This window comes from Geobacillus sp. FSL W8-0026, from assembly GCF_037966255.1.
GTDB classification, from domain to species: Bacteria; Bacillota; Bacilli; order Bacillales; family Anoxybacillaceae; genus Geobacillus; species Geobacillus icigianus.
This window is the reverse complement of the sequence record NZ_CP150194.1, coordinates 1,574,545-1,589,254: the sequence shown is the minus strand read 5'-3', so window position 1 is coordinate 1,589,254 and position 14,710 is coordinate 1,574,545. Positions and strand designations below refer to the sequence as shown.

Genomic DNA, 14,710 nt, shown 5'->3' with positions numbered 1-14,710 from the left:
AAAGGGGATCCGTCAACGGCTGGATCCCCTTCGTGATCATATGCGCTTCCGCCTCTGCTAGGCGACAAACTGCTAAATTTTCATCATCTCCTCGACATCTTGCCGCGCTTTATCAAGCGAACGCGGTATACGACAAACCACTAAATTTTCATCATCCTCAGAAGCGTTGCGTGAACGGATTTCGATCCATCCATACGACAAACTACTAAATTTTCATAATCCCGCCCGTGCTCGCCGAGGTGACATGTTTCGAGTAGCGGGCGAGGTACCCGGTTTTCACTTTCGGCTCAAAGCCTTTCCAGTTCGCTTTGCGCCGTTCGAGCTCTTCGTCGGACAGCTTGACGTTGATCGTCCGTTTCACTGTGTCGATTTCAATGATATCGCCGTCTTGGATGAAGGCGATTGGGCCGCCTTCCGCCGCTTCCGGAGACACATGCCCGACCGACAGGCCGCGCGAGGCGCCGGAGAAGCGGCCGTCGGTCACAAGCGCCACCTTGGTGCCAAGCCCCATGCCGACAATTTGCGATGTTGGCGCCAGCATTTCCGGCATGCCTGGACCGCCTTTTGGCCCTTCATAGCGGATGACGACGACATGACCCGGTTGGATTTTGCCGCTGGCGATGCCTTCCAGCGCCTCTTCCTGCGAATCAAAGACGATCGCCGGGCCTTCATGGCGGGTAATGCCGCCTTGAACCGCGCCCGTTTTAATGACGGCACCGTCCGGAGCCAAGTTGCCGAACAAAATGGCGAGGCCCCCCGTTTCCGAATACGGGTTGTCAATCGGCCGAATGACGTCATCGTTTTTCACTTCACAGCCGGCGATGTTTTCACCGAGCGTCTTGCCGGTGACGGTCAGCGTATCCAAATGCAGCGTCCCTTCTTTTTTCGCCAATTCATTCAGCACCGCCGAGACGCCGCCGGCTTCGTGCAAATCTTCAATGTAATGAATATCGGAGGCCGGTGCGAGCTTCGCCAAGTGCGGCACGCGGGCGGCGATTTCGTTGATCCGCTCGAGCGAGTAGTCAATGCCCGCTTCATTGGCGATCGCCAGCGTATGCAGCACCGTGTTCGTCGAGCCGCCGAGCGCCATATCGAGCGCGAACGCGTTGTCAATCGCTTTTTCCGTCACGATGTCGCGCGGCTTAATATCATGCTCAATCAAATACATGAGCTGCTTCGCTGAGCGGCGGACGAGCTCTTTGCGCGCCGGGTCGACCGCCAAAATCGTGCCGTTGCCCGGCAAAGCCAACCCAAGCGCTTCAGCCAAACAGTTCATCGAGTTGGCGGTAAACATGCCGGAACACGACCCGCACGTCGGACAGCCGTAGCGTTCGAGCTCTTCCAACCCTTTTTCATCGAGCGTTCCACCCAAATACGCGCCGACGCCTTCAAACACGGACGAAAGCGAGATTTTGCGCCCATCTTTCGTGACACCGGCTTTCATCGGCCCGCCGCTGACGAAAATCGTCGGGATGTTGAGCCGCATCGCTGCCATCATCATCCCCGGCGTAATCTTGTCACAGTTGGGAATGCACACCATACCGTCAAACCAGTGCGCGGAAATGACCGTTTCAATCGAATCCGCGATGATTTCCCGGCTCGGAAGCGAATAGCGCATCCCAATATGGCCCATCGCAATGCCGTCATCAACGCCGATCGTATTCATTTCAAACGGGACGCCGCCCGCCTCGCGAATCGCTTCTTTGACGATTTTTCCAAACTCTTGCAAATGGACGTGCCCCGGAATGATGTCGATGTACGAGTTGACCACGGCAATAAACGGTTTGTCAAAATCTTCGTCTTTCACGCCAGCCGCCCGCAGCAAACTCCGATGCGGAGCACGGTCAAACCCTTTTTTGATCATGTCACTGCGCCGTTTTTTCATCTGTTGTCCCTCCATCGTACAAAGTGCTAGGTTGCTAGTATTGTACCACTTTTTCTAATAGAAAGACAATTATCTTTATTTTGAATACGTTTTCATTTGCTGCCTGCAATCCAAGTCAGCGGCAGCGCCGCTTCCCAGCCAAGCTCCGGCCGTTCGCCATTCCTTTGCGCCAGCGAAAGCGGCTGTATCCCGATCGCCTCGCCAAACAGACCGGAAAAGCTGGTGAAAATGCTGTTCGTACCATGGCCAGCGTTCGCTGGGAAATAAAGACGGTTTGCGCTTTTTCTCCATGCTTCCACCCAACGGAACGGCGGTCACCGGGTTTCCCGGCGGAGGACAACGGCCGCAAGCGGGGAAGGCGGCACGGAACACATTGGTCGCCCGGTTTCCCGATGGAGGACAACGAGCGGTTTGCGCTGCGTTGATCGTTCCGTTTCCTTCTCTCTTGACAACAGCCGAATTTGCCGGCATAATTTCTTACAAACTATCTATCGTTCTGGACGATGACAATGGATCAACGGGAACGGCACGGGACTAGTAAACCGAGGGAACGCGCCAGAGAGTGGAACCCATAGGCTGGAAGGTTCCTCGCGGGAAGCCGGTTGAACCTGCCCTAGACGGCCGCTTATGCAAACATAAGCCGCATGCCTGCGTTATAGGCCAGAGGTGGGCGCTTTGTGCGCCAAAAAAGGTGGTACCGCGGAACGCTTTTCCGTCCTTTTGCCAAAGGAGGAGAAGCGTTTTTTTTGTTGGCCGCCTTTCCAACGGGCGGCAAACAACAATGGAATCGACAGCGGCAAAACTCGCAAAGGAGGGAACGCCATGAAACGGCAGCGCGTCGTCGTCAAAATCGGAAGCAGCTCGCTCACCGATCCAAAAGGCGGCCTATGCCTTGACAAACTTCATGATCACGTCGAAGCCATGGCACACCTGAAACAGCTTGGCCATGACGTCATTCTCATCACTTCGGGGGCGGTCGCGGCCGGGTTCGGACCGTTAGGCTACCCGGCGCGGCCGACGACGCTCGCCGGCAAACAGGCGGCCGCCGCCGTCGGACAAAGCCTGCTCATGCAGGCGTACAGTTCGGCGTTCGCCCGATTCGGCTTCACCGCCGCCCAATTGTTGTTGACGCGCAGCGATTTTTACAGCCGCGAGCGGTTTCGCAACTTGTTTACGACGATCACGACATTGCTTGAGCACGGCGCCGTCCCAGTCATTAACGAAAACGATCCGGTTTCCGCTGAGGAGCTGACGTTTGGCGACAATGACATGCTTTCCGCCTTGGTCGCCGGCTTTTTGCACGCCGATGCGCTCGTTTTGCTCACCGACATTAACGGGCTGTACGACGCCAATCCGAAAACGAACCCGCAGGCGAAAAAGTATGCCTTTTTGCCGGAGATTACAAGCGAGATGCTCGCCTCAGCCGGCGACAGCGGCTCAGCGGTCGGCACCGGCGGCATGCGCTCAAAGCTGTTGGCCGCCCGAAAAGCGCTCTCGTTCGGTGTCAGCGTCTTCATCGGCACGGAAAGCGGCAAAGAAAAGCTCGCCGATATTTTGGCTGGAAAAGGCGACGGTACGTACATCGGCGTTCCGTTTCCGAAACCAATGCAAATGCGCAAGCAATGGATCGCCTATCACGCCCCCGTTTCCGGCACGATCACCGTTGACAGCGGCGCCGAGGAAGCGCTGCTTGTGCGCGGGAAAAGCTTGCTTCCCGCCGGCGTCACGGCCGTTTCCGGCGACTTCCATGCGATGGATGTCGTCGACGTCGTCAATGAAAAAGGCATTACCATCGGCCGCGGCCAAGTGTATTACGCCGCCGCCGATTTGAAAAAAGTGAAAGGGCGGCCGAGCGAAGAGGCCCGGCAATACTCTTACCTTCACCGCCCGGAAGTCATCCACCGCGACAATTGGGTCACTTTGCGAAAGGAGCGTGTCCAAAGATGAACGAACTGCTGGAAAAAGCCGAACGGTTGAAAACGGCGGCACACACGTTAGCCATGCTGTCTACCGAAGAAAAAAACGCGGCATTGGAACAGATCGCCCAAGCCATCGACCGCGAACGGGCCGTCATTTTGGCGGCAAACGAAAACGATATGGCCGCCGGCCGCGCGCAAGGGCTGTCGCCGGCTTTGCTTGACCGGCTGCAGCTCACGAATGAACGGATCGATCAAATCATCGGTGGCGTCCGCCAAGTCGCTTCATTGCCTGACCCGGTCGGGGAAATCGTAGCCGAATGGACGCGGCCGAACGGGCTTCGCATTCAAACGGTGCGCGTGCCGCTTGGGGTGATCGGCATGGTGTATGAGGCGCGCCCGAACGTGACGGTCGATGCCGCCAGCCTTTGCCTAAAAACGGGCAATGCCGTCTTGCTCCGTGGCAGCTCATCGGCGCTTCATTCCAACAAAGCGCTTGTGGCCGTCATGAAAGAGGCGCTTCGCACAACGGCCATCCCGGAAACCGCCATTGAGCTGCTCGAAGACACGAGCCGGGAAACGGCCCAGCGCATGTTCCGCCTCAACGACTATCTTGATGTCCTCATTCCGCGCGGCGGAGCGGGGTTGATCCGCTCGGTCGTCGAAAACGCCACCGTGCCAGTGCTCGAGACCGGTGTCGGCAACTGCCATATTTTCATCGACGAATCAGCCGAGCGGTCGATGGCGGTCGATATCGTCGTAAACGCCAAACTGCAGCGTCCGTCCGTCTGCAACGCCGTCGAAACGGTGCTCATTCACGAACAGTGGCCGCACGCCGGCGAGCTGCTTGAGGCGCTTCACGCTCGCGGCGTCGAGCTGCGCGGCGACCGCCGCCTTGCCGCTATGCATCCGTTTGTCAACGAAGCGACAGAAGAAGACTGGCATACGGAATATTTGGCGCCGATTTTAGCCGTGAAACTCGTCGCCGATGTCGATGAAGCGATCGAGCATATCCGCCGCTACGGGACGAAACATTCGGAAGCGATCATCACCGAAAACGAGGCGCACGTCCGCCGCTTTTTCCAAGCGGTCGACGCGGCGGTCTTGTACCATAACGCGTCCACCCGCTTCACGGATGGCGAACAGTTCGGCTACGGGGCGGAAATCGGCATCAGCACCCAAAAGCTGCATGCCCGCGGGCCGATGGGGCTTGTGGCCATCACGACAACGAAATCGCTCGTGTACGGGACCGGGCAAATTCGAACCGTGTAACCAAAGGCGGGAAGCGGGACCCCCTGCACTCCCGTTCTTTCGATGCACACAACGATCAGGAAAGAAGGGGGGCCACGATGCCGTTCATTGATTTTCGCAGCGATACCGTGACCAAACCGACGCCAGAGATGCGCCGGGCGATGTCAGAAGCCGAAGTCGGTGACGACGTATACGGCGAAGATCCGACCGTCAACCGTTGAGAAGCGTTGGCGGCCAAAATGCTTGGAAAAGAAGACGCCTTGTTCGTCACAAGCGGCACGCAAGGAAACGAAGTCGCCATCTTGACGCATTGCCGCCCGGGAGATGAGGTGATATTGGAAGCCGAATCGCACATTTTCTTGTCTGAGGCGGGAGCAGCAGCGGCGCTCGCCGGCGTCTTGGCTGCGCCGGGCATCATTGCCCTTGAAACAATGGTCGACCGCCTCGCTTCCCGATTTGGAAGCACCTTTATTCCTTTTTCTGAAAAGCAGTACACTTGGGAAAATATCGTTTTCCTTTACAGTCCCTCCTAACCAGAAAACGACCCGGACCGCCTATGGCTTTCGGGTCGTTTTCGTTGTCCTCCTTCCCTGCTTTCTGTCAACGTTCGCTTCGCGGTGCCGCAAACACCCAACAGCGGCTGCCAACGAAGTTCACCGCCATGCCCATGACCGTGGCCACACCTTTCGCGAGCCAAAGCGGGCCGAGCCGTTCGGCCGCCAACAAGACGACAAGCGACACTCCGAGCGACAGCCCGTTGACGGCAAGAAACCGAAGCAGTTCCCCGATATTCGCCCTTTGCTTCATTTGAAACGTCCAGCGCCGGTTCCAAACGTAGCTGTTTGCCACCCCGGCGCCATAAGAAGCGACTTGCGCCGCGGCCGCAGGAACGCCTGCGGCGGTGAGCAGAAAAAAGACAGCGAAGTCGACCGCCGTATTGCCCACCCCGACGACGGCAAACCGCCATAAGGCTTGTTTTTCTTTACGGAATGTAGGAAGGCTTTCGTTCATGTCTCGTTCCGACTCCCCATGTTTCATTGACAATATACAGAGGCCGCTCTTTCACTTCATCGTAAATGCGGCCGATGTATTCACCGGTAATCCCAAGCATCGTCATCGTCACTCCGTTGCAAAACAGCATGACCATCAACAGCGATGCCCATCCGGCCACGGTCGAATGGGTGAACCACTTCAAGTACAATACCGCCATCATGCCGACTGCACTTGCCGCCGACAAAGCAAACCCAAGCCAGCTCGCCAATTTGAGCGGCTTATGCGAAAAAGACGTAATGCCGTCTAACGAAAAACGAATCATCTTTTTCAATGGATACTTTGTCTCCCCAGCCAGCCGCGGCTCTCGCTCGTATTCCACCGCTATGTGCCGAAAACCGACCCAGCTGACAAGCCCGCGGACAAAACGATTTCGCTCCCTCATATAGCGTAACTGATTGCACACTTTCCGGTCAATGAGACGAAAATCGCCGGTATCAGTGGGAATGTCGATCTCGGTCGCTGCCCGCAGCAAGCGGTAAAACACATACGCTGTCCATCGCTTGAACAACGTCTCCCCCTTCCGCTTGACGCGCCGGGCATAGACAACATCATACCCTTCTTTCCATCGCGCGATCATGTCCCAAATCAGTTCAGGAGGATCTTGCAAGTCGGCGTCAATGATGATAACAGCTTGGCCAGAGGCGTAATCCATTCCTGCTGTAATCGCGATTTGATGGCCGAAATTGCGGGAGAAGTCAATGTACTTCACCGTTTCATCTTTCACGGCCAGTTCCCTCAAGATATCGAGCGTCCCATCGGTGCTGCCGTCATTCACAAACAACAATTCGTACGGCTCACCTGTTTGCTCCATCACTGTTTTCAGCCGTCGGTACGTCTCACGGATCACAAGCGCTTCATTATAGACAGGAATAATGACAGAATAGGTCGCCATTGATTTCCCTCCTTGCTTCCTCTATGAATTTCTTCGGCTACGAACACCCTCACCAATTTTGCCACCGGCTGCTTTACGTTTTCCTCTATGAATTTCCTCGGCTACGAAGCAGATCACCCGCCAATGATCGGCTTGAATCAGCTTCAATTATTTTAATAGAGAATCCCATAAAAAACGCTTTTCTACTAATGAAAACAGCGATGGATGTCGGCTGTTTTTCTCGAGCCCTTTATCCGTTATATACGTAGAGCGTCATTTCTCTGCGCTCCATTCCACCGTTTAAGGCCTTTTCTCCGCCACTCCATTCTGAAAATGGAACTTCTTTGCAATGTGTTTGAATCCATTGAACAAGCTCCTGATTTCCTCGCCCTTCACCGGAAAGGAGAAAATACTTCACCTCACCGTTGCGAGCCATTTTCTCTAGCTTCTTCGGCGTTAGTACGGGATCCGTTCCGCCGAATCCGCCCATCGCCATCACCGCTCGATCGGTGTGAAGCATCAACTCCGCCGCTTCGGTCGCGCGGATGGTGGCCGCTAAATATTTGGCTTTACCCGCACGCTGCTCCAAATACGACACTAACGCTGTCAACGAGCGCGAAGTTTGCCACCGCCCCGCTCCATCGCCAGGTTGGCCCGTCTCTCCTCTCAGCGAACGCTCCTCTTGTCCATCCGGCATCGCGGCTGTCGGCATGGGCGCGCCTCTATCTCGTTGTAAATCTGGTCCAGCGTATGGAATGGTGCTGTTTGTCCCATATAGCACTGGCGTCAGCGACCAATAGGCCGGCAATGCCAGCACGCCAATGAGCGCCGCTCGATAGACGATCCGCCTCACATGCTCGCGGCCTTCCATCGCGAACCAAAGGCAAACCATTGCAAGTCCGTAAAATCCGACAGCGAGCGGCCATACTGGGGAGAACGAACTACGGTACTGCCAAGCTGTCCATCCTTCAAACGCATACGTCGCCACCAAGGCGGCCGGGAACAACCATCTCGTCCCCCGTTCGCTGGACGCCAACATCGCTCCTCCCGCTCCCACTAATACCGCTATAGCCGGCGCCAGCATACTTAAATAATAGCGGTGATAAAATCCGGCAATGCTAAAAAATACGAGCATCGGACCAAGCCAGGCGAACCAAAAGAGCAAGAATTGATGAAACGAAGTCATCTGCCGGCGTCGCCATACGTCTATTCCCAAGCCGATCGCTACGACGCCCGCAAACGGCAACAGCCAGCTCGCCTGTCCGGCAAGCGGCAGCTGAAACAAACGAAAGACGCCCGGGTCACCAATCTCGCCGCCACCAATGCCACCCATCCCACCTCTAGGCACAGATGGCGGACTTTGCAGTTGACTGCCCACCGTTGGCGGCTCGCCTCCTGACCCATCCGGAAACGCCGTCCCTGCTTTGCCGTTGAACGGTACCCTGTCATCAGCAGGTGGCTGCGCGTTGCCATTAACATCCGCCCTCCCCTTTCCGCCACCCGGTCCAGCTTCCCCGGTCAACCGCTCAATTCCGTTATATCCGAGCGCCAACTCTAACACAGAATTCGTCTGACTGCCCCCGATATACGGACGCTTGTCAGCAGGAATCAGCGCTACCGCAGCTGCATACGAAAGCGAAACCGAAAGCAGCACGATCGTCGCCACCAGTAAATGCCCGGCCCGTTTTTTCCACGGCCCCCGCCCAGCGAGCCAGTAAAATAAGTAAAACGCCGGGAGCACCATGTACGCCTGCAACATTTTCATATTGAATCCGATGCCGACGACCGCAAAACTGCCAACCAGCCACGTCCATCGTTGCGTCATCACCGCCTTCATCAGCATCCAAGTCGCAAAGAGCAATGTGAACACCAAAACGGCATCAATATTGTTCGTCCGCGCCACAGCGACGAACGCCGGGGTGCAAGAAAAGGCGAAACTTGCCCACCGCGCCGCTGTCTGTCCGGCCCACGGCCGGACGATGACATAAATCATCCATGTGGCCGCGATCCCCGCCACCGCTTCCGGAAGCAAAACACTCCAATCACTAACGCCAAACAGTTTCACACTGAGCGCCTGCAACCAAAGAGCGACTGGGGGCTTATCAACGGTAATAAATCCCTCTGGGTCGAGGGCGGCAAAGAAAAACGCCTTCCAGCTTGCCGCCATGCTTTTCGCCGCTGCTGTGTAATAGACGTTAGAACCGCTGTTTCCTATTTGATAGAGATGCAAAAAAGCCGACCAAGCTATGATTGCAATGATCCATCCATCCAATTTCCATTGTTTTTTCTTCATGAACGCTCCCTTTCTCTCGTTTTCTTTTTTTCTACTAAGGGGGAACCGCAGCGATGCCCCTTAACCGACGCCAGATGACATGGAACGAGAAGCCGATCCCACCCAAGGTCTCTTCATTTGAAAAACAAGGGGGTGATACAACATGCTTCTTATCATCACTCTCGTCTGACAGCACGTCACACTCGAATGAGCCTGTGCAACATGCTTCTTATCATCACCCGTTTTCTATAGTTACGTTACATAATGTTGGTGAAAGTTTGGTGAAAAAATGAAACGAGTGGACTAGATTTTCATTTTCCCGATGCCGGCCATGTGCTATGATCAGAGGTAAAGGAGGTGAAACTCATGGAAGGCGAAACGATCGTGCAACAAATTCTAAAGGCGCTTGACTTGCATTCCGATCAACTCCGTCAACAAATGAAGGAAATGGAAGAGCGATTGCGCGCCGAAATCCAAGATACAGAAAACCGATTACGTACTGAACTTCAAGAAACAGAAGACCGATTGCGCGCCGAGATTCAGGATACCGAAAATCGGCTGTATGCCAAAATTCGAGAGACGGAAGACCGGTTGCACCAAAAACTTTTGGATTTGGAAAAGCGCACGGATGCTCGATTTGAGCGCTTGGAAACGAAAATGAACTATTGGCGCCTTGAATGGTCGGAAACGCAGGAAACGGTTGACTTCCTCGCCCGCAAAACTCTCCAACATGAACGAAAACTCCGTTCCCGGGCTGAACAAAACGAAATCTCCTGAAAACTGAAAAAGAAACAAGCCAACCGGCCGCCAGCATGTTTTTTGCTTGACGGCCGGTTGGGCTTTTGTCTCGTGCTTGCCAAATTTTTGGACAGTCAACCGCCTTGATCGATCATCGTTGTGTCGAACAGCGGCCAATGTTGCGGGGCGTGCTTCTTATTCGTTTCCTTGTCGCTTGGCGATGTCCGCGCCGGAAAACGCCGCTTTCATCGCTTCATACGACGGCTTCAGCCGCTCGTGGTAGCGCGGCGTCTCCCACGTCGGCCACGTGTACGTGTAAAACTGCCGAGCCGGCAGCACATTCCCTTCCAGCGCCGGGAACGAAAATGAGCGCTCCCCGTCGGCGACGTACACGCCAAGGCGGATGCCGTCCAGCCCGCCGTGCACTTTCGCCGACCGCGCTCCGTCCGTCCGCTGGCGAACAAATTCTTCTTCATAGACGCCGTACGTGTCGGCGACATACACGGCATCATAGCCATCCATCGTGTTCGGAAGCGGGCGCACTTCGTATGCCCCGCCGCCCTTTGGCACAAATCCGACATAATCGCGCGCCGCATCATACGTCTTACCGTTCCGGTGCACGTACTTTTGCGCCCGGAGCAGCCAAACAAGCCCTTGGTGCTCGCGGTACGACCGATCCGGCACCGTATCATCGACAATGAGCAGCTCAAGCTTCGTTTCCGGCTTCAGCCACCAAAGCCAATACGGCGCCGACAGAAGCAGCACCACCAAGACAATATACACATAAAGCCAGCGGAACGCCCTTTTCTCCATCTCCCCACTCTCCCTCACACCCGGTATCTTCCTTATAACAAAAGGAGCGCTTGTCCGGCAAGCACAAACAGGCATTTCTGTCCAAAAAAGAAAAGAAACGCCGGGCCGTTCGTCCTCCCCCGCTCGCTGAACGCGCCCCATGTCCGATCCCCAACACCGAAACAGGCCTCGCTTGAGAAACGAGTCCGTCCATCACTCACATCCACACCCTTGCCGATCAAGGATGCGAGACTGAACGCAAGGCGAGGACAAGCGGATCTGGCCCCCGAACCGCTTTGACCGCGCCCGCCAACCCCGCTTATTGGAAAAACCGCGATGACAACGCCGGCCTCTCCCGCTCCGTCACCAGCTTTCGATGCGGCCATCCAACCGAGGCACGAAGTCGGCCTGCATCATTACCGTCAGATTCCCGCTCCGCCACCGGCTCTCGCCGCGGCCATCCAACACGAAAAGGCAAGCTCCCGACAAGAGCCTGCCTTTTCGTCATGACCATCTATCGATTCGGTTCATATACATCCCACGTCCATTTGATCGACTCGACGATTTGCTGGGCCGCCTGTTCGGCTTCAAGCTCATTCAGCACCACGCGGGAATGATGGAGGGCGTAAGCCGACTGCCGCTGGAAAAACAGCTGCTCTACCTCTTCCAATGTTTTATTTTTCAACACCGGCCGGCTGTCGACAATGAGCGGCAGGCGCTCTTCTTTCCATTGATCCCATGACAAGTCAAGGAAAAAGACGATCCCATGAGCGAGGCAGGCGCGCCGCACCTCCTCCTGCAAATATGCACCGCCGCCAAGCGATAAAATTTTCAACCTTGTCTTCGTGCATAAATCGATGATTATCTCGCGCTCCACCTTGCGAAAGTACGCTTCCCCTTTTTGCGCGAAGATCTCCGGAATCGACATCCCTTGCCGCCGCTCGATTTCCGCGTCGACATCGATAAAATCGCGGTACAGCTTTTTCGCCACCAGCTGCCCGATCGTCGTTTTTCCCGCCCCCATAAAGCCGATCAATATGATGTTCCGCTCGCGGAGCGGGATGGCGGTTTGCCTGTTCACGATGAACTCCCCTTTCTCCTTCAGCCAGCATCTCATCGTCTTCCCGTATGTAACAACAAATCAACGGCTATATTTTTGCAATACCGACAGCACCGCCCGCACGTCTTCGATCGGGATTTGCCCTGGAGCGGAGCTTTGTTGGCCGACGGCGAACGTAACCGCCGAACCAAACAGCCATCCGACAAGCCGCGTCATCGCGCCTAATCCCCCCATCGACATCGTAATGAGCGGAATGGAAAGCTCCCACCGCGCCCGCTGCGTCGCCTCAAGCAATACAAGCACATCTTCCGGCGACAACGGCATGACCGCCACTTTCGCTATATCCGCACCGCTCTGCGCGGCTCGACGCATCATGTCCACCAGCACCTCTTCCGGCGGCGTACCATCGAAATGGTGGCTCGAGACAACAAGCCGCACCCCGCAATCATGAGCGACGCGGCGCACGTCGGTGATGCACTCCCCGTAAGCGAGTTCGCAGTCAATAAGATCGATGGCTCCGCTTTCACACACCGCTTTCATTAATTGCCGCTTTCCCTCCTCATCAAGCGGAATCGGCTGCCCTCCTTCCCGCTCCGAACGGATGGTAAACAAAACCGGAATGTCTCCCGCCACATGCCGCAGCTCGTTCGCTACGGCCAACACGCGCTCTTGATCGCCGATGTGATGAAAAAAATCGGCCCTCCATTCGATCAAATCGGGCTTCTTTTGGCAAACCTCCTCCACCTCGCGCAGCACCTGCTCTGCATCCGCCCCGACAACCGGCGCGCAAAGGCATGGTTTATCGCCGCCAATGATGACATTTCTAACTTTGATCACGTTCGCTGAAATCCCCATTCATCGCTCCCCCATTCATCACCTTGCCCAATCCAACACGGCGGCCAGCCGTTGAAAAGACCAACTTCCGCAAACGAAGATCGTCCGCTCATCATCAACCGTGTGGCCATGCGTCACCCAATCGGTCATTCACCAATTGCTTGATCGCCAACACGGTGATATGTCATCTTTCCTTCATCATAAGCCAACTCCCGCCCGTTGCGCAAGCCGAACATCCTCCGCACAGTGACACAACAGCCATTCAGCCAAACAAAAAACACCCAAGAAAACGGCAACATCGCCCTTCCTAGGTGTTCCATAGACCAAACCGCCGAAAAATGCGCTATCCTTTGTCAAGCAATCCGGCGGGATGGCCGATTTAGATCCTCTCCGCGAGGCCCAATTCTTTCAACAAAAAAGAAAGATTGCAAGCATAGAGAAAGAGGTCTTTTGTTTCAATCCTCTCCGCGAGGCCCACTACTTTCAACAGCACCTTCATTTTCCCCTTGACTCTTTAAAAGGATGGTGACAAAAGGAACAGGTTGCCTCACCGCCTTGTTTCTCAAATTGAGAAACTTTGCAACATCAGCTTCTCCGTTTCACGTCATCCGATTTGACCAGCTACACTTCCCATTCCTTCCAAGCGCCCCAGACAGGGTGAGATACTGGTTTTTTACCATCCTTCTATCGATTGCGCGATTCCGTATCCGTAATTGACAGCCGTTTTTGCGCCGATTCCGTGCTCGGAAAATGCACCGGAAACAAGCTTCTTCAATACCTGGGTGGCTGTTTCGTCTCTAAATGGCTCTTCAGTAAATGTCACATTTTCTTTCAACAGAACGCCAAACTGGAATCTCGGTTTCTCGACGACAGGGAATGACACAAGCGATGGTGTATCATAGTCTACAGGCCATTTTTGCTGTTGGTAATACATTTTGTAATGAACGTTAATGATGTCCTCTTTGATTTTTGGTATTTGCACAGGGATGCTGTCCGTGAATATGACACTCCCCTGCTCGTCTTGATCGCCGAAAAGGAAACGGAAGGCTTGGGATTGTTCCGCTTTCTTCTCCTCGCCATCAAAATATTCAAAAATCATATAAGAGAGGCAAACGCCTTTAATGGCCTGAGCCGGCAAATACGGATACCCATACAACGGATGCAGGGTAATGGATGTTTCATAGACAGATGCATCCCCTAAACCGAGAGCCAGCCGCCATTCAAAACTGACTTGAAACCATTGACTTTCCCATCCACTATCTGCAATGATCTTTTTTTGACGTTTGACCAAGTTGTCAAACAGTTCCTGTTGGAAAGCAGGCTTAAAGTGGAAGACTGAGGGACGTAGTCGTTCCTTTTCTTGGTCATTAGGCTGTTCAACGAGCCGATGATACTGAAGCCAATAATTATCGGCTCCTGATGAAAAAATATCATTTTCGGTAACCAATACTCTTCTTGTATCTGCTGGCAGACAAAGTCGCTCCACAAACATCTGCTCGTTTTTCTTTGCGTCATTCCGTTTTTTATTTTTTTTTTCATTAGGACGGTATTTTACCACTTAACTTCACTCCCTCGACGAAACGACGCAACCATTGGAAAAGGCGCAAAATTTCTAACGTTACTTGGCGATATTGTTCGGAATTTAAAGAAAGCAGCAATTTCATAAGCTCCGTGTCTTTTCTCTTCAACTCTGGGAAAGAAACGACAGGATTGTCAGCCAGCCATCGCCGCGTTTGCTCGTAAATTAAATCGTATGCATTTTTCGGATGATCTTTGCTTCCAGGTAGTTTTACCGTTCCGTTTTGTTTCTTGTCTTCCTTTTTTCTTTTAGCAAATACATAAGCAAACGTGGCGCTGAGTCCGTTCGTTTTGATTAATGCCGGGATCTTTTTTACGTAAGATGCATAGTTCTCATCAAAATAATACTCATCATTGTACGCTTTCTTTTCCTCTGCAATGGAAATGCCAAAGCTCGCACAATCGTAGGCAAATTTCGCCCGTTCTTGTTCGATATCAATGAGCTTGCTCACTTTATTTC

General features: G+C 54.2%; 13 protein-coding genes and 1 pseudogene. 4 read left to right on the top strand and 10 right to left on the bottom strand.

The annotated features are described in order from the left end of the window. Positions 1-205: 205 nt before the first annotated feature. The gene (gene ilvD / locus NST29_RS07995; RefSeq protein ID WP_033019062.1) at positions 206-1,885 is read right to left on the bottom strand and encodes a dihydroxy-acid dehydratase; all 1,680 of its coding nucleotides are present in this window, start codon (positions 1,883-1,885) and stop codon (positions 206-208) included. Between the two features lie 92 nt (positions 1,886-1,977). Then, positions 1,978-2,184, bottom strand: a complete 207-nt coding sequence (locus NST29_RS07990; protein WP_131385675.1) for a hypothetical protein — start codon at positions 2,182-2,184, stop codon at positions 1,978-1,980. A 523-nt stretch (positions 2,185-2,707) separates the two neighbouring features. Here NST29_RS07990 and proB point away from each other — a divergent pair. From proB to NST29_RS07975, 3 genes and pseudogenes are all read left to right on the top strand, one after another. After that, complete coding sequence (proB, locus tag NST29_RS07985; protein WP_033019066.1) at positions 2,708-3,832, top strand: glutamate 5-kinase; 1,125 nt, start codon at positions 2,708-2,710, stop codon at positions 3,830-3,832. Next, complete coding sequence (locus tag NST29_RS07980; protein ID WP_033019060.1) at positions 3,829-5,073, top strand: glutamate-5-semialdehyde dehydrogenase; 1,245 nt, start codon at positions 3,829-3,831, stop codon at positions 5,071-5,073. The genes proB and NST29_RS07980 overlap by 4 nt, the downstream gene beginning before the upstream one ends. 77 nt (positions 5,074-5,150) lie before the next feature. Further along, positions 5,151-5,450 (top strand): annotated as a pseudogene (locus NST29_RS07975) (beta-eliminating lyase-related protein); the annotation flags it as partial. 202 nt (positions 5,451-5,652) lie between these two features. On the opposite strand, the gene NST29_RS07970 reads toward NST29_RS07975, so the two are convergent. The 3 genes from NST29_RS07970 to NST29_RS07960 all read right to left on the bottom strand — a co-directional run bounded on the left by NST29_RS07970 (position 5,653) and on the right by NST29_RS07960 (position 9,269). Next, complete coding sequence (locus NST29_RS07970) at positions 5,653-6,063, bottom strand: GtrA family protein (RefSeq protein WP_033019058.1); 411 nt, start codon at positions 6,061-6,063, stop codon at positions 5,653-5,655. After that, positions 6,035-6,997 (bottom strand): glycosyltransferase family 2 protein, encoded by a 963-nt coding sequence (locus tag NST29_RS07965; protein ID WP_033019057.1) that lies wholly within the window; start codon positions 6,995-6,997, stop codon positions 6,035-6,037. Before NST29_RS07965 ends, NST29_RS07970 begins: the two co-directional genes overlap by 29 nt. A gap of 229 nt (positions 6,998-7,226) precedes the next feature. After that, the gene (locus NST29_RS07960) at positions 7,227-9,269 is read right to left on the bottom strand and encodes a glycosyltransferase family 39 protein (RefSeq protein ID WP_033019056.1); all 2,043 of its coding nucleotides are present in this window, start codon (positions 9,267-9,269) and stop codon (positions 7,227-7,229) included. Between the two features lie 345 nt (positions 9,270-9,614). On the opposite strand from NST29_RS07960, the gene NST29_RS07955 reads away from it, so the two are divergent. Beyond that, complete coding sequence (locus NST29_RS07955) at positions 9,615-10,025, top strand: hypothetical protein (RefSeq protein ID WP_033019055.1); 411 nt, start codon at positions 9,615-9,617, stop codon at positions 10,023-10,025. Positions 10,026-10,181: 156 nt separating this feature from the next. On the opposite strand, the gene NST29_RS07950 is transcribed toward NST29_RS07955, so the two are convergent. The 5 genes from NST29_RS07950 to cmr5 form a co-directional block, all read right to left on the bottom strand. After that, positions 10,182-10,799, bottom strand: a complete 618-nt coding sequence (locus tag NST29_RS07950; protein ID WP_033019054.1) for a hypothetical protein — start codon at positions 10,797-10,799, stop codon at positions 10,182-10,184. A gap of 493 nt (positions 10,800-11,292) precedes the next feature. Next, positions 11,293-11,859, bottom strand: coding sequence for a shikimate kinase (locus NST29_RS07945; protein WP_033019052.1), 567 nt, complete (start codon positions 11,857-11,859; stop codon positions 11,293-11,295). A gap of 60 nt (positions 11,860-11,919) precedes the next feature. Beyond that, the gene (aroD, locus tag NST29_RS07940) at positions 11,920-12,693 is read right to left on the bottom strand and encodes a type I 3-dehydroquinate dehydratase (RefSeq protein WP_339232900.1); all 774 of its coding nucleotides are present in this window, start codon (positions 12,691-12,693) and stop codon (positions 11,920-11,922) included. Positions 12,694-13,345: 652 nt separating this feature from the next. Then, positions 13,346-14,230, bottom strand: coding sequence for a type III-B CRISPR module RAMP protein Cmr6 (gene cmr6, locus NST29_RS07935; protein ID WP_033019048.1), 885 nt, complete (start codon positions 14,228-14,230; stop codon positions 13,346-13,348). Beyond that, positions 14,211-14,702 (bottom strand): type III-B CRISPR module-associated protein Cmr5, encoded by a 492-nt coding sequence (gene cmr5 / locus NST29_RS07930; protein ID WP_339232898.1) that lies wholly within the window; start codon positions 14,700-14,702, stop codon positions 14,211-14,213. The genes cmr6 and cmr5 overlap by 20 nt, the downstream gene beginning before the upstream one ends. Between the last annotated feature and the right edge of the window lie 8 nt (positions 14,703-14,710).

Excerpts from the sequence above, each read along its gene's own strand:
- ilvD (WP_033019062.1), bottom strand. The coding sequence starts at position 1,885 with ATGAAAAAACGGCGCAGTGACATGATCAAAAAAGGGTTTGACCGTGCT.
- proB (WP_033019066.1), top strand. The coding sequence starts at position 2,708 with ATGAAACGGCAGCGCGTCGTCGTCAAAATCGGAAGCAGCTCGCTCACC.
- NST29_RS07980 (WP_033019060.1), top strand. The coding sequence starts at position 3,829 with ATGAACGAACTGCTGGAAAAAGCCGAACGGTTGAAAACGGCGGCACAC.
- NST29_RS07970 (WP_033019058.1), bottom strand. The coding sequence starts at position 6,063 with ATGAACGAAAGCCTTCCTACATTCCGTAAAGAAAAACAAGCCTTATGG.
- NST29_RS07965 (WP_033019057.1), bottom strand. The coding sequence starts at position 6,997 with ATGGCGACCTATTCTGTCATTATTCCTGTCTATAATGAAGCGCTTGTG.
- NST29_RS07960 (WP_033019056.1), bottom strand. The coding sequence starts at position 9,269 with ATGAAGAAAAAACAATGGAAATTGGATGGATGGATCATTGCAATCATA.
- NST29_RS07955 (WP_033019055.1), top strand. The coding sequence starts at position 9,615 with ATGGAAGGCGAAACGATCGTGCAACAAATTCTAAAGGCGCTTGACTTG.
- NST29_RS07950 (WP_033019054.1), bottom strand. The coding sequence starts at position 10,799 with ATGGAGAAAAGGGCGTTCCGCTGGCTTTATGTGTATATTGTCTTGGTG.
- aroD (WP_339232900.1), bottom strand. The coding sequence starts at position 12,693 with ATGGGGATTTCAGCGAACGTGATCAAAGTTAGAAATGTCATCATTGGC.